The sequence below is a fragment of the Streptomyces pseudogriseolus genome (assembly GCA_002154585.1).
Classification (GTDB): Bacteria; Actinomycetota; Actinomycetes; order Streptomycetales; family Streptomycetaceae; genus Streptomyces; species Streptomyces pseudogriseolus.
The window spans coordinates 22,698-35,627 of the sequence record MUNG01000013.1; the positions used below are offsets into that span (position 1 = coordinate 22,698).

Annotated in this window: 12 protein-coding genes; 5 read left to right on the plus strand and 7 right to left on the minus strand. The window is 71.1% G+C overall.

Annotated elements, in window-relative coordinates; genetic code table 11:
• Positions 1 to 64: 64 nt before the first annotated feature.
• Positions 65 to 685, minus strand: a complete 621-nt coding sequence (locus CCN29_RS01765) for a TetR/AcrR family transcriptional regulator (RefSeq protein WP_086679734.1) — start codon at positions 683 to 685, stop codon at positions 65 to 67.
• 236 nt (positions 686 to 921) lie between these two features.
• On the opposite strand from CCN29_RS01765, the gene CCN29_RS01770 reads away from it, so the two are divergent.
• From CCN29_RS01770 to CCN29_RS01790, 4 genes are all read left to right on the plus strand, one after another.
• A complete protein-coding gene (locus CCN29_RS01770) occupies positions 922 to 1,896 on the plus strand; it encodes a tetratricopeptide repeat protein (RefSeq protein WP_006130202.1) in 975 nt (324 codons plus the stop codon).
• Positions 1,897 to 2,552: 656 nt separating this feature from the next.
• Entirely contained in the window at positions 2,553 to 3,188 is a 636-nt protein-coding gene (locus CCN29_RS01780; RefSeq protein WP_006130203.1) for a DUF6230 family protein, read from the plus strand.
• Positions 3,189 to 3,304: 116 nt separating this feature from the next.
• Positions 3,305 to 3,874, plus strand: a complete 570-nt coding sequence (locus tag CCN29_RS01785) for a DUF6114 domain-containing protein (RefSeq protein WP_006130204.1) — start codon at positions 3,305 to 3,307, stop codon at positions 3,872 to 3,874.
• Positions 3,864 to 5,213 carry a hypothetical protein gene (locus tag CCN29_RS01790; protein WP_086679736.1) on the plus strand — a complete coding sequence of 450 codons (1,350 nt, stop codon included), beginning with the start codon at positions 3,864 to 3,866 and terminating at the stop codon, positions 5,211 to 5,213. The genes CCN29_RS01785 and CCN29_RS01790 overlap by 11 nt, the downstream gene beginning before the upstream one ends.
• 105 nt (positions 5,214 to 5,318) lie before the next feature.
• Here CCN29_RS01790 and pyk read toward each other — a convergent pair whose 3' ends face one another.
• From pyk to pta, 3 genes are all read right to left on the minus strand, one after another.
• Positions 5,319 to 6,746, minus strand: a complete 1,428-nt coding sequence (gene pyk / locus CCN29_RS01795) for a pyruvate kinase (RefSeq protein ID WP_006130206.1) — start codon at positions 6,744 to 6,746, stop codon at positions 5,319 to 5,321.
• 73 nt (positions 6,747 to 6,819) lie between these two features.
• Entirely contained in the window at positions 6,820 to 8,031 is a 1,212-nt protein-coding gene (locus tag CCN29_RS01800; RefSeq protein ID WP_006130207.1) for an acetate kinase, read from the minus strand.
• The gene (gene pta / locus CCN29_RS01805) at positions 8,028 to 10,133 is read right to left on the minus strand and encodes a phosphate acetyltransferase (protein ID WP_086679738.1); all 2,106 of its coding nucleotides are present in this window, start codon (positions 10,131 to 10,133) and stop codon (positions 8,028 to 8,030) included. The genes CCN29_RS01800 and pta overlap by 4 nt, the downstream gene beginning before the upstream one ends.
• A gap of 201 nt (positions 10,134 to 10,334) precedes the next feature.
• Here pta and CCN29_RS01810 point away from each other — a divergent pair, with 201 nt between their 5' ends.
• Positions 10,335 to 11,360, plus strand: coding sequence for an ATP-dependent 6-phosphofructokinase (locus tag CCN29_RS01810; protein ID WP_006130209.1), 1,026 nt, complete (start codon positions 10,335 to 10,337; stop codon positions 11,358 to 11,360).
• 67 nt (positions 11,361 to 11,427) lie between these two features.
• On the opposite strand, the gene CCN29_RS01815 is transcribed toward CCN29_RS01810, so the two are convergent.
• The 3 genes from CCN29_RS01815 to CCN29_RS01825 all read right to left on the minus strand — a co-directional run.
• The gene (locus CCN29_RS01815; protein ID WP_203350273.1) at positions 11,428 to 11,874 is read right to left on the minus strand and encodes a DNA-binding protein; all 447 of its coding nucleotides are present in this window, start codon (positions 11,872 to 11,874) and stop codon (positions 11,428 to 11,430) included.
• A complete protein-coding gene (locus tag CCN29_RS01820; RefSeq protein ID WP_051792190.1) occupies positions 11,871 to 12,113 on the minus strand; it encodes a hypothetical protein in 243 nt (80 codons plus the stop codon). Before CCN29_RS01820 ends, CCN29_RS01815 begins: the two co-directional genes overlap by 4 nt.
• A 140-nt stretch (positions 12,114 to 12,253) precedes the next feature.
• The coding region (locus CCN29_RS01825) for a helix-turn-helix domain-containing protein (protein ID WP_086679741.1) at positions 12,254 to 12,930 on the minus strand (677 nt) is incomplete at its 5' end.

Below are 12,930 nucleotides of genomic sequence, written 5' to 3' on the forward strand. Positions count from 1 at the left end.
CAGCGGGTGACCGCGAGGTGACAGGCGAGTACCGGCCGACCGTGGCCGGTGCGCCCCGCGACGCTCAGCGCGTGCCGGCCGCCAGCCCCGACAGCAGCACCCGGGTCAGCGCGTGCACCCACTCCTCGTCGGCCGGCTGGTTGCTGACCAGCGTGCGGTGCACCACCGACCCCGCCACCATGTCGAAGATCAGGTCGACCGCGCGGGCGGAGCGGGCCGCGTCGGACTCGGGCGGCAGCTCGCCGCGCTCCTGGGCACGGGCCCGGCCCGCCACCACCAGCCGCTTCTGGCGCTCCACGATCGAGGCGCGGACGCGCTCGCGCAGCGCCTCGTCACGGGTGGCCTCGGCGACCACCGCCATCAGCCCGCTGCGCGCCTCCGGACGGGCCAGGATCGCGGCGAACTGGAGCACCACGCCCTCGATGTCGGCGGCCAGCGACCCGCGGTCGGGCAGCGTCAGCTCGTCGAACAGCTCCGCGACGGCGTCCACGACGAGTTCGTTCTTGCCCGCCCAGCGCCGGTACAGCGTCGTCTTGGCCACCCCGGCGCGCACCGCGACGTCCGAGAGCGTCAGCCCCGACCACCCCAGGTCCACCAGCGCCTGCCGGGTCGCGGCGAGGATCGCGGTGTCGGCCGCGGCGCTGCGGGGGCGCCCGGTGCGGCTGGCTGGATTGCGGCGCTGCATGGCACGACCATAACCGGCGGAATCCGTGCGGTGGTGAGGGAGATCACCGGGAAGTGCCGCCCCGCACGGGCGCCCTGGCATTACGCTACGACTCGTAGCGAAAGCACGTGAGCACCTGACGTGCCCGAGCGACGACCACCGCGCCGGGTGGGGACCCGGTGCACCCGCACCACACGTACGCCTGTGTTTCCCGGGCGCTTTTCACACTCACGCGGAGTACGGGGGAGGATAGACGCATGCAGCCACGGAACATGTCCATGAGCGGTGTCGTCGACCTCGCCGCGGTGAAGGCGGCCCAGGAGGCCAAGGCGAAGGCGGAGCAGGCGCGCGCCGAAGCGGCCCGCACGGGCGGCACCGGCGCCGTCTCTCCCGCCGATCTCGTCATCGACGTCGACGAGGCCGGCTTCGAGCGCGACATCCTTCAGCGTTCCACCGAGGTCCCGGTCGTCATCGACTTCTGGGCCGAGTGGTGCGAGCCCTGCAAGCAGCTGAGCCCCGTCCTGGAGCGGCTCGCCGTCGAATACAACGGCCGTTTCCTCCTCGCCAAGATCGACGTCGACGCCAACCAGATGCTGATGCAGCAGTTCGGCATCCAGGGCATCCCGGCCGTCTTCGCGGTGGTGGCCGGACAGGCCCTGCCGCTCTTCCAGGGCGCCGCGGGCGAGGCGCAGATCCGCCAGACCCTCGACCAGCTGGTGCAGGTCGCCGAGCAGCGCTTCGGTCTGACCGGCCTGACCGTCGACCCGGAGGCCGAGCCGGGCGGCGGCACGGCGGCCGACGAGATCCCCGTCGGCCCGTACGACGCGCTGCTGGAGGCGGCCGCCCGCGCGCTGGACGCGAACGACCTGGACGGCGCCGTGCAGGCGTACAAGAACGTGCTCGCCGAGGACCCGGCCAACCCGGAGGCCACGCTGGGCCTCGCCCAGGCCGAACTGCTGCGCCGGGTACGGGACATGGACCCGCAGCAGGTGCGCAAGGACGCCGCCGAGAAGCCGGGCGACGCGCAGGCGCAGATCGCCGCCGCCGACCTGGACCTGGCGGGCGGTCATGTCGAGGACGCCTTCGGCCGGCTCGTCGACACCGTGGCCCGCACGGCGGGCGACGACCGGGAGACCGTACGCGTGCGGCTGCTGGAGCTGTTCGACGTGGTCGGCGCCGACCACCCCGCCGTGGTGACCGCCCGCCGGGCCCTGGCCCGCGCGCTGTTCTGAACGAGCCGCACCCGAGCGCCCGTTCTGTCGCATTCGCCGGTTACGGCGACGGACGGGGCCCGTGGTGCCGGTCGTCCGCCGGAGACCGCAGCGGCCGCGCTTTGCCAAATCTTGGTAATCGCGGCCGCTGTTACTGCGAGTAAGTCGCACGCGTTGATCTGTCGGGTTCTGTCCGGCGATCAATAGTTTTGTACACCCCCATCGGTGCACCCAGCGTCGCCGCTCGGGTCCGGCGGGTCGCGTCGTGGTTATCCGGCCGTTACTAGCCAGTAACGAACCCCCTTGTGCGGGCGGCGAGAATGCACCACGATCGGCGACGCTCGGTCCATTACTCGTACCCCGACAGCCGGTCGGGCCGCGGGAACTCCTGGGTCCCCACCGAGCAGGAGCGCCGGCAGTGACGTCGCTCCTTGGACAGGGGGGTCTTCGCCCGTCCGGCGAAGCCTGTCCAGCAGGGTTGTGCGTGATGCGTGTCAGGCGCGACCAGTGGTTGTCGCTCGGGGGTGATCGCCGGTGATTCAGGCGCGTACCTCGCGCCGCCGAACGCAGGCGCTCTCCTTCCCGAGGACGTAGCACTTCTCCCATCCCTGCCCCACCCGGCCGCCGTTCAAGGCGGCGGGCCGGAGCAGGAGATGTACGTCCGAGAAGGAGGAAATATGGAGTCCCAGGTGCGTGGCGGGACCAGATGGAAGCGGTTCGCTGTGGTCATGGTGCCCAGCGTGGCCGCCACGGCGTGCATAGGTGTCGCTCTCGCGCAGGGCGCCCTCGCGGCGTCGTTCAGCGTTTCCGGCCAGTCGTTCAAGGTCACCACGAAGGAGCTCGTCGGCGAGGGCTTCTCGCAGTACGGCGCTCTGGACGAGGGCTACACCCTCGACGGCAAGAAGACGGCTCACCCCGTCGCGGTCTCGGCGTTCAAGTCCGCGACCATCAAGAGCCTGTGCCAGTCGGTCGTGACCCCGAACATTCCGGTGCTCGGGAACGTCAGCCTGATCCTGCGCGCCGGTGACGGCGCCCAGCCGGTCGAGGCCAAGAACCTGTACATCGACGTCGCCGACCTGAACGCCGATGCGACGTTCACGAACATCGACATCGGTGTTGCCGCCAAGGACGCCAGCAAGGGTCCGGGCATGAAGGGCGGCGGCGAGCAGGCCAACCCCTTCGGGTTCGCGCAGCAGGCCGACAAGGCCGTGCTGAAGGACGTGAAGCAGACGGCGTGGGCGACCACCGCCGGAACCTTCAAGCTCAGCGGCCTGAAGATGTCGCTCTCGACGGGCGTCAAGGAGTGCTACTAAGCACTCGCTGACGGGCGGGGGAGCCGATGGCGCCCCCGCCCGTCCACCTTCCCGCCGCGGTTTCACACGCGGCGCACATCACCACCACAGCAACGCCATCCAGGGAGCTGTTTTCCATGAGCGCCGAGACTCCTGCCGCCTCCGGCCAGTTCACTCGCCGACGGCTGCAGTTCCGCGCCTGGCGTGGCCAGCGGCCCTTCTGGGCCGGTCTGTTCATCATCATCGGCGGACTCCCCATCGCCTACTTCCCGTACGCGAACCTGCAGATCGGTCACCTGACCCTGGCGATGGCGACCACCGCGGGCGCCGGGTCCCTGATCATCGGCGTGCTGCTCGTCGTCCTCGGCGTCAGCCTCTGGTTCCAGAAGCACATCCGTGTCTTCGCGGGCGTCGCGGCGATCCTGCTGGCGTTGGTGTCCATCCCCGTGTCCAACCTCGGCGGCTTCCTCATCGGCTTCCTGTTCGCCCTCGTGGGCGGCGCGATGGCCGTGTCGTGGGTGCCGGGCGAGCCGCCCGAGCAGGAGCCGCGGGCGGACGCGGGCGTGCACGGCGGCGCACCCGAGAGCGCCCTCCCCGGATCCACGGTCCCCGGCCCCGCAGCGGGCGCCGCGGCGACGGGCGAGCCGAACGATCTGTCAGGAACGAGCCCGGCGAACGGGGCGAACGGGAGGCACAGTGCCGGCTGACGAGGTGACCCACGGGGCTGAGGTGGAGGCGTCCCGTGTGAGAACCGGGCCGCGTCACGCGGCACCCAAGAAGCCGCTGTTCACCAGGTTCCACATGCCCGCGGGCAAGGCGATAGCCATCGCGGCGATGCCGACCGCGGTCCTGATGGGGATGGGTTTCACCCCGACGCTCGCCCAGGCCGACGACCAGCCGTCGTCGAGGAATCTCACGGCCGACGAGTTCAAGGAGTGCCTGGAGGCCATCGAGCAGGCGGAGAAGGGGGACGCGAGCGCGTCGCCCAGCCCGTCCGCGAGCGCGAGCGAGAGCGCCTCCGAGGACGGCGAGGAGCCCTCGCCGGACCCGAGCGCCTCGGCCCCCGCCGAGCAGGCCCCTGACGAGGACGCGGACAAGGACGCGGACAAGGGCTCGGACTCTTCGCCGGATTCAGGTTCCGACGACAAGTCCGGCCCGGCCCCCGCGCCCTCCGCGACCGCGGACGGACAGAAGGCGGAGACCGAACCCGCCCCGTCCCCGTCGGAGACCGACCGCAATCTGCTGGAGCAGATCGGGGACACCATCAAGGACGTCCTCACGCCCGGCGAGAAGGCGGAGGAGACCCCGAGCCCGAGCCCGTCCGCCTCCGCGTCGTCGTCCGCCCCCGCGGACGAGCAGGACGACGAGGGCGACAAGGGCGCGTCGGACGACAAGGCCGAGGAGGCTTCCCAGAAGCCCGCGGACGAGTCCGCCGGCGACGTCCTCGACACGGTCGGCGACGCGGCGCAGGACGCCACGGAGCAGGCCGGGGGCGCCGTGGAGGAGGCCACCGAGGAGCCCGAGGCCACCGCCTCGCCCAGCCCCTCCGAGTCGTCCGGGACGGACCTGGAGGACTGCCCGGTCGCCACCGACGCCGAGGGCGGGGTCGACAACAACGTCCCGCTGCCCGACGACCCGTGGTTCCTGAACGCCAGCTCGCTGCTGCTGAAGGGCGCCGACTACAAGGGCATCGTCGAGGTGCGCACCGCCAACGGCACCACGAAGAAGGTGCTGAAGTACGTGGTCTCCGACGGCACCGACATCGGCGACCTGCACCAGACGGTCAAGGACCCGCAGACCGGCAAGACGTACCACGTCCAGGCCGCCAAGGGGTCCACGTCGACCATCCGCGACGGCGACACCGTGATGTACACCGAGAGCATCTCCGGCAACCTGCTCGGCCTGATACCGGTGACGTTCGACCCGGAGCACCCGCCGCCGCTGAACATCCCGCTGATCTACTTCACCAAGGTCACGGTCCAGCAGGCCGGCCAGTTCGGCGGCACCCTGCACGTGCCGGGACTCCACCAGTACGTCACCGGCTGACCGCTCACCCCGGGCCGCACACCAGGACCACTCCGGGAGCCGCAACACCGAGGGCGCCCCCCGCACGCGGGGGGCGCCCTCGGCCCTTGTGCACCGGGTGCCGGGTCAGCTGGTGGCTTCGCCCAGGTGGTGGACGCGGACCATGTTGGTGGTGCCGGGGACGCCGGGCGGGGAGCCGGCGGTGATCACCACGATGTCGCCCTCGTTGAAGCGGCTGAGCCGGACCAGCTCCTGCTCCACCAGCGCGACCATCTCGTCCGTGCTGTTGACGAACGGCGCCACGTACGGCTCCACGCCCCAGCTCAGCGCGAGCTGGTTGCGGGTCGACTCGTCCGTGGTGAACGCCAGGATCGGCTGCGCGACGCGGTAGCGGCACAGCCGGCGGGCCGTGTCGCCGGACTGGGTGAAGGCCACCAGGCCCTTGCCGCCGAGGAAGTCGGCGATCTCGCAGGCCGCGCGGGCCACCGAACCGCCCTGGGTGCGCGGCTTCTTGCCCGGCACCAGCGGCTGGAGGCCCTTGGACAGCAGCTCCTGCTCGGCCGCCTGGACGATCTTCGACATCGTCCGCACGGTCTCGATCGGGTACGCGCCCACACTGGACTCGGCGGACAGCATGACCGCGTCCGCGCCGTCCAGGATCGCGTTGGCCACGTCGGAGGCCTCGGCGCGGGTCGGACGGGAGTTGGTGATCATCGACTCCATCATCTGGGTCGCCACGATCACCGGCTTGGCGTTGCGCCGGCACAGCTCGATCAGGCGCTTCTGCACCATGGGGACCTTCTCGAGCGGGTACTCGACGGCCAGGTCGCCACGCGCGACCATCACGCCGTCGAACGCCATCACGACGTCCTCCATGTTCTCCACCGCCTGCGGCTTCTCCACCTTGGCGATGACCGGGACCCGGCGGCCCTCCTCGTCCATCACGCGGTGGACGTCGGCGACGTCCTTGGCGTCCCGGACGAAGGACAGGGCGACCAGGTCGCAGCCCATCCGCAGGGCGAACCGCAGGTCCTCGACGTCCTTCTCGGACAGCGCGGGCACGTTCACGGCCGCGCCGGGCAGGTTGATGCCCTTGTGGTCGGAGATGACGCCGCCCTCGATGACGATCGTCTTCACCCGGGTGCCCTCGACGTCCACGACCTTCAGCTCGACGTTGCCGTCGTTGATGAGGATCTGGTCGCCGCGGGAGACGTCGCCCGGGAGGCCCTTGTAGGTGGTCCCGCAGATCGTCCGGTCACCGGGGACGTCCTCGGTGGTGATGGTGAACTCGTCACCGCGCACCAGCTCGACGGGGCCCTCGGCGAAGGTCTCCAGACGGATCTTGGGGCCCTGGAGGTCGGCGAGGACGCCGACGGCCCTGCCCGTCTCCTTGGCGGCGGCCCGGACCCGGTCGTACCGGCCCTGGTGCTCGGCGTGCGAGCCGTGGCTGAAGTTGAAGCGGGCCACGTTCATGCCGGCTTCGATCAGAGCGACGAGCTGCTCATGGGAGTCGACCGCGGGGCCGAGAGTACAGACGATTTTCGAACGGCGCATGGGGCGATCCTATCGGTTTGTTTCGCTCCGGAATATTCCGTCTGGCGGAATGTACAAATGAGGTAGTCGCTGCTCAGTTGTTCTTTCCGACCAGTGCGTATGTCTGCTGTGCGATCTCCATTTCCTCGTCCGTGGGCACCACCGCCACCGCGACCCGCGCCCCCTCCGGCGAGATCAGCCGCGCCCCGCCGCCGCGGACGGCGTTGCGCCCGCCGTCCACCGCGAGTCCCAGGCCCTCCAGGCCGGCCACGGCGGCCGCGCGCACCTCGGCGGAGTTCTCGCCGACCCCGGCGGTGAAGACCACCGCGTCCACGCGTCCGAGAACGGCGTAATAGGCGCCGATGTACTTCTTCAGACGGTGAATGTAGATGTCGAACGCCAGCTCCGCCTCTTCGTCGCCCTCGTCGATCCGGCGCCGGATCTCCCGCATGTCGTTGTCCCCGCACAGTCCGACCAGACCGCTCTTCTTGTTGAGAAGAGTGTCGATCTCGTCGGCGGACATTCCGCCAACACGCATCAAATGGAAGATGACGGCCGGATCCATGTCTCCCGACCGCGTACCCATCACCAGCCCCTCCAAGGGCGTGAGCCCCATGGAGGTGTCCACGCAGCGGCCCGCCCGCACCGCCGAGGCGGACGCCCCGTTGCCGAGGTGCAGCACGATCACGTTCACCTCCTCGGGCGCCTTCCCCAGCAGCCGCGCCGCGGCCCGGGAGACGTACGCGTGCGAGGTGCCGTGGAAGCCGTAGCGGCGGATGCGGTGCGCGTCGGCGGTCCGCACGTCGATCGCGTACCGGGCGGCCGGCTCCGGCATCGTGGTGTGGAAGGCGGTGTCGAAGACGGCGACCTGCGGCAGGTCGGGGCGCAGCGACATCGCCGTGCGGATGCCGGTCAGGTTGGCCGGGTTGTGCAGCGGCGCGACGGGGATCAGCCGCTCGATCTCCGCGAGCACCGGCTCGTCGATCACCGTCGGCTCGGTGAACCGCTTCCCGCCGTGCACCACCCGGTGGCCGATCGCGGCCAGCTCGGGGGAGTCCAGGCCCAGGCCGTCGGCGGCCAGCTCCTCGGCCATCGCCTTCAGCGCGGCGTCGTGGTCGGCGACCGGCCCGGTCCGCTCCCGGGCCTCACCGCCGGACGCGAGCGGGGTGTGCCGCACCAGCGAGGTGCGCTCGCCGATCCGCTCGACGAGACCGGAGGCCAGCCGGCTGCTGTCACTCATGTCCAGCAACTGGTACTTCACCGATGAGGAGCCGGAGTTGAGGACGAGGACACGGGACGGGCTCACTGGGCGGCTGCCTTCTCGCTCGGGGAACTCGGGGCCGGGGACTGTGCCTGGATGGCGGTGATCGCGACGGTGTTGACGATGTCCTGCACCAGGGCGCCCCGGGACAGGTCGTTGACCGGCTTGCGCAGGCCCTGCAGGACCGGGCCGACGGCGATCGCGCCGGCCGAGCGCTGCACGGCCTTGTAGGTGTTGTTGCCGGTGTTCAGGTCCGGGAAGATCAGCACGGTCGCCTGCCCGGCCACCTCGGAGTCCGGCAGCTTGGTCGCCGCCACCGACGGCTCCACGGCCGCGTCGTACTGGATGGGCCCCTCGATACGCAGGTCGGGACGGCGCTCCCGGACCAGCTCGGTCGCCCCGCGCACCTTGTCCACGTCGGCGCCCGAGCCGGAGGTGCCGGTCGAGTACGACAGCATCGCGATCCGCGGCTCCACCCCGAACCGCGCCGCCGTGACCGCCGACTGCACGGCGATGTCGGCGAGCTGCTCGGCGTCCGGGTCCGGGTTGACCGCGCAGTCGCCGTACACCAGCACCTTGTCGGCCAGGCACATGAAGAACACCGACGAGACGATGTCCGCGTCCGGCCGGGTCTTGATGATCTCGAAGGCCGGGCGGATGGTCGCGGCCGTGGAGTGCACCGAGCCGGACACCATGCCGTCGGCGAGGCCCTCCTGCACCATCAGCGTGCCGAAGTAGTTCACGTCGGACACCACGTCGTAGGCCAGTTCCACGGTGACGCCGCGGTGCGCGCGCAGCGCCGCGTACTTCTCGGCGAAGGAGTCGCGCAGCTCGGAGGTCGCGGGGTCGATCAGCTGGGTGTCGCCGAGGTCGACGCCCAGGTCGGCGGCCTTCTTGCGGATCTGGTCGACGTCGCCGAGCAGGGTCAGTTCGCACACGCCCCGGCGCAGCAGCACCTCCGCCGCGTGCAGCACCCGCTCCTCGGTGCCCTCCGGGAGCACCACCCGGCGCAGGTCGGAGCGGGCCTGCTCGAGCAGCTTGTGCTCGAACATCATCGGGGTGACCCGGTCGCTGCTGGGCGCGGACACCTGGCGGGTGAGCTCGGCGGTGTCGGCGTACCGCTCGAACAGGCCGAGCGCCCGCTCCGCCTTGCGCGGGGTGGCCGCGTTCAGCTTGCCCTCCAGGGAGAACAGCTGCTCGGCGGTGGGGAAACTGGTGCTCGGCACCGACAGCACCGGCGTGCCGGGCGCCAGCCGGTCGGCGAGCGTGAGGACGCGCTCGCCGGGCACCTCGTCCAGGGTGAGCAGCACCCCGGCTATCGGCGGGGTGCCGGCGCTGTGCGCGGCGAGCGCGCCCACCACCAGGTCGGACCGGTCGCCCGGGGTCACCACCAGGCAGCCCGGGGTCAGCGCGGCGAGGAAGTTGGGCAGCATCGCGCCGCCGAAGACGAAGTCCAGGGCGTCCCGGGCGAGCCCGGAGTCGTCGCCGAGCACCACCTTCGCGCCCAGGGTGTGGGTGATCTGCGACACCGTGGGCGCGGACAGCGCGGGCTCGTCCGGCAGCACGTAGCAGGGCACGGGAAGCCGGGTGGCGAGCCGCTCGGCGATCTCGTCGCGGTCCTCGCGCGCGACCCGGTTGACCACCATCGCCAGCACGTCGCAGCCGAGGGTGTCGTAGGCGCGGTAGGCGTTGCGGGTCTCCGCGCGCACCGACTCGGCGGTCTGCCTGCGGCCGCCCACGACCGGGATCACCGAGGCGCCGAACTCGTTGGCCAGGCGGGCGTTCAGGGACAGCTCGTCCGGGAACTGCGTGTCCGCGTAGTCGGTGCCCAGCACCAGCACCACGTCGTAGTCGCGGGCCACCAGGTGGAAGCGGTCGACCAGGGTGGACACCAGTTCGTCGGTGCCCCGCTCGGCCTGGAGCGCGGAGGCCTCGGCGTAGTCCATGCCGTAGACGGTCGCCGGGTCCTGGGCGAGCCGGTAGCGGGCGCGCAGCAGTTCGAAGAGCCGGTCGGGTCCGTCGTGCACCAGGGGGCGGAACACGCCCACCCGGTCGACCTGCCGGGTCAGCAGTTCCATGACCCCGAGTTCGACGACCTGCCGGCCGTCGCCGCGGTCGATACCGGTCACGTACACGCTGCGGGTCACGCGCGCTCTCCGTTTCGTCGGGGGCCGCCAGGGCAACGGCGGTGCCTCGAAACCGCCCACACAGGTGAGCGGATCCCTCTTGACAATACCTGCGGCGCTGGCTAAGGCGCCCGTGCATCGGGCTGTCGGCGGTGCTCCGGGGGACGTGAAACAATCGGCAGTGGCTCACCGGTAACGACAGCGACCAGGAGACACAGCACGATGCGTATAGGAGTCCTCACCGCAGGCGGCGACTGCCCTGGACTGAACGCCGTGATCCGGTCGGTCGTGCACCGGGCGGTGGACAACTACGGCGACGAGGTCATCGGCTTCGAGGACGGCTACTCCGGTCTGCTGGACGGCCGTTACCGCACGCTGGACCTCAACGCCGTCAGCGGCATCCTGGCGCGCGGCGGGACGATACTGGGCTCCTCCCGGCTGGAGCGCGACCGGCTCCGCGAGGCCTGCGAGAACGCCTCCGACATGATCCACGAGTTCGGCATCGACGCGCTGATCCCGATCGGCGGCGAGGGCACGCTGACGGCGGCGCGCATGCTGTCCGACGCGGGTCTGCCGGTGGTCGGCGTTCCCAAGACGATCGACAACGACATCTCCTCCACGGACCGCACCTTCGGCTTCGACACCGCTGTCGGCGTTGCCACCGAGGCGATGGACCGCCTGAAGACCACCGCCGAGTCGCACCAGCGGGTGATGGTCGTCGAGGTCATGGGCCGGCACGCGGGCTGGATCGCCCTGGAGTCCGGCATGGCGGCCGGCGCCCACGGCATCTGCCTGCCCGAGCGGCCCTTCGACCCGGCCCAGCTGGTCAAGATGGTCGAGGAGCGCTTCGACCGGGGCAAGAAGTTCGCGGTGATCTGCGTCGCCGAGGGCGCCCACCCGGCCGAGGGCACGATGGACTACGGCAAGGGCGAGATCGACAAGTTCGGCCACGAGCGCTTCCAGGGCATCGGCACGGCGCTGGCGTACGAGCTGGAGCGGCGCCTCGGCAAGGAGTCCAAGCCGGTCATCCTCGGACACGTCCAGCGCGGCGGCGTGCCCACGGCCTACGACCGCGTCCTCGCCACCCGCTTCGGCTGGCACGCGGTGGAGGCCGCCCACCGCGGCGACTTCGGCCGGATGACCGCCCTGCGCGGCACGGACATCGTGATGGTCCCGCTCGCGGAGGCGGTCACGGAACTGAAGACGGTCCCGAAGGACCGGATGGACGAGGCGGAGTCGGTTTTCTAGCCGACCGGGCAGGCCGAGCAGTCTTCATGAGTGTCCCGGCGCAGCCGCTGCGCCGGGACACCTCTCCTCATACCGTGATGACGCCGATCGAGGGCTGCCCCGGCAGGTCCAGAGCGGCGGCACACAGCTTCGGTATGTGTGATCTGTCGGACGTCACGAGGCGGACGGGCGGTGTGCACAGCGCCGCCGTGGCCACGACGACGGCGTCCACCAGACATTCGTGACCGTCCAGGCCGGTCGCGTCCAGGAGGCGGCCGGCCGTCTCGAGAACGCTGTCATCGACGGTCCTGGTGTCCAGTCGGGACAACAGGAACGTGAGGCGCTTGCCCTGCTGTCCCGTGCGCCGCACCTCGAGCGGCGTGAGAGCGGACAGCGTCACCCGGCGACCGTTCTGCTCGGCGGACTTGATCCGGGCTCGCATCCCGTCGTCACCGTCGACGTACAGGGACAGGCCCTGGGCGTCCAGCACGAGAGTGCCTCCGGCCTGCACCCTGGCCTTGAGACGTTTGCTCACCACTCGGATTCCGCCCGCCTCATCGCCTCGTCGCTGACCGGCCCGAACTCGCGCTCGTCGGCCTCGACGGCTTCGCGTAGTTTGGCCATGGCGAGCCACTGCTCCAGCGCCTCGGAGACGACGGCCGAGAACCCGGACTTCCCGGTCCGGACCTCGACCTCTTTTATCAACGACTGGGGCAGAGAGACGGACCGCTTACCAGCGCGCTCCGGTGTCGGGGAGGCGGCGTGAGTGCTCATACCCGAAACGTAGCACCGCTGGTAGGAAAATTCCTGGGCGTGTGGTATTCGGGCCGGGCGCGTGTGCTCGGCCCGGCGCGGGCGCGCAGGCCTGGACGGGAGAGGCTCCGCCGCGGCCGGAGGGGCGGTCGCGTCGGAAGTCACGCGGCTTCCGCCGCGACCGCCGTCCAGAAGTGGTCCACCACGTGGGTGAGGAAGTCGCGGCCCGGGTCGGTCGCGTCGGTGGGGCCTCCGCCCCAGTTGAGGGTGGCGGCCATGTGGCCCTGGTAGTCCTGGTGGAGCCGGTGCAGCACCTCCTCCAGCAGCCGCCGTTCCAGCGGAGCGATCTTCGACACCTGCCGGACGTACGCCTGCCAGCGCGTGGTCACCGCGGCGCGCAGCAGTTCCGCGAGGCGTTCCTCGCGGCCGGTGACGGTGACGACGTCGGCCAGGGACAGGCCGAGCAGCCGGGTCAGGGCGGCGGTCTGGCGGTCGGTGCCGCGCCACTGTCCCGTCTCCTCCATCCGCAGATACGCGTGGAGTTCGTGCCCGACGGCGTGGGCGACGTCCTCCGGCGCCAGGCCGCGGGCGAGCCGGTGCTCGCGCAAGGTGCGCGGGCGGCCGATGAGTTCGCCGGGGGAGCACCACAGGACGCCCGCGAGGGCGGTGAGTTCCGGGTGGGACGGGAAGGCGCTGCCGCGCTCCCACGCGGCGACGAGGGCCGGCGTGACGTACGGCAGGTCGTAGGAGGCGCGCAGGGCGTGGGCCACGTGGCCCGGGTCGAGGCCCAGCGCGGAGCGCAGCCGGCGGGCGGCGGGGGCGTTGAACGGCGGGGGCG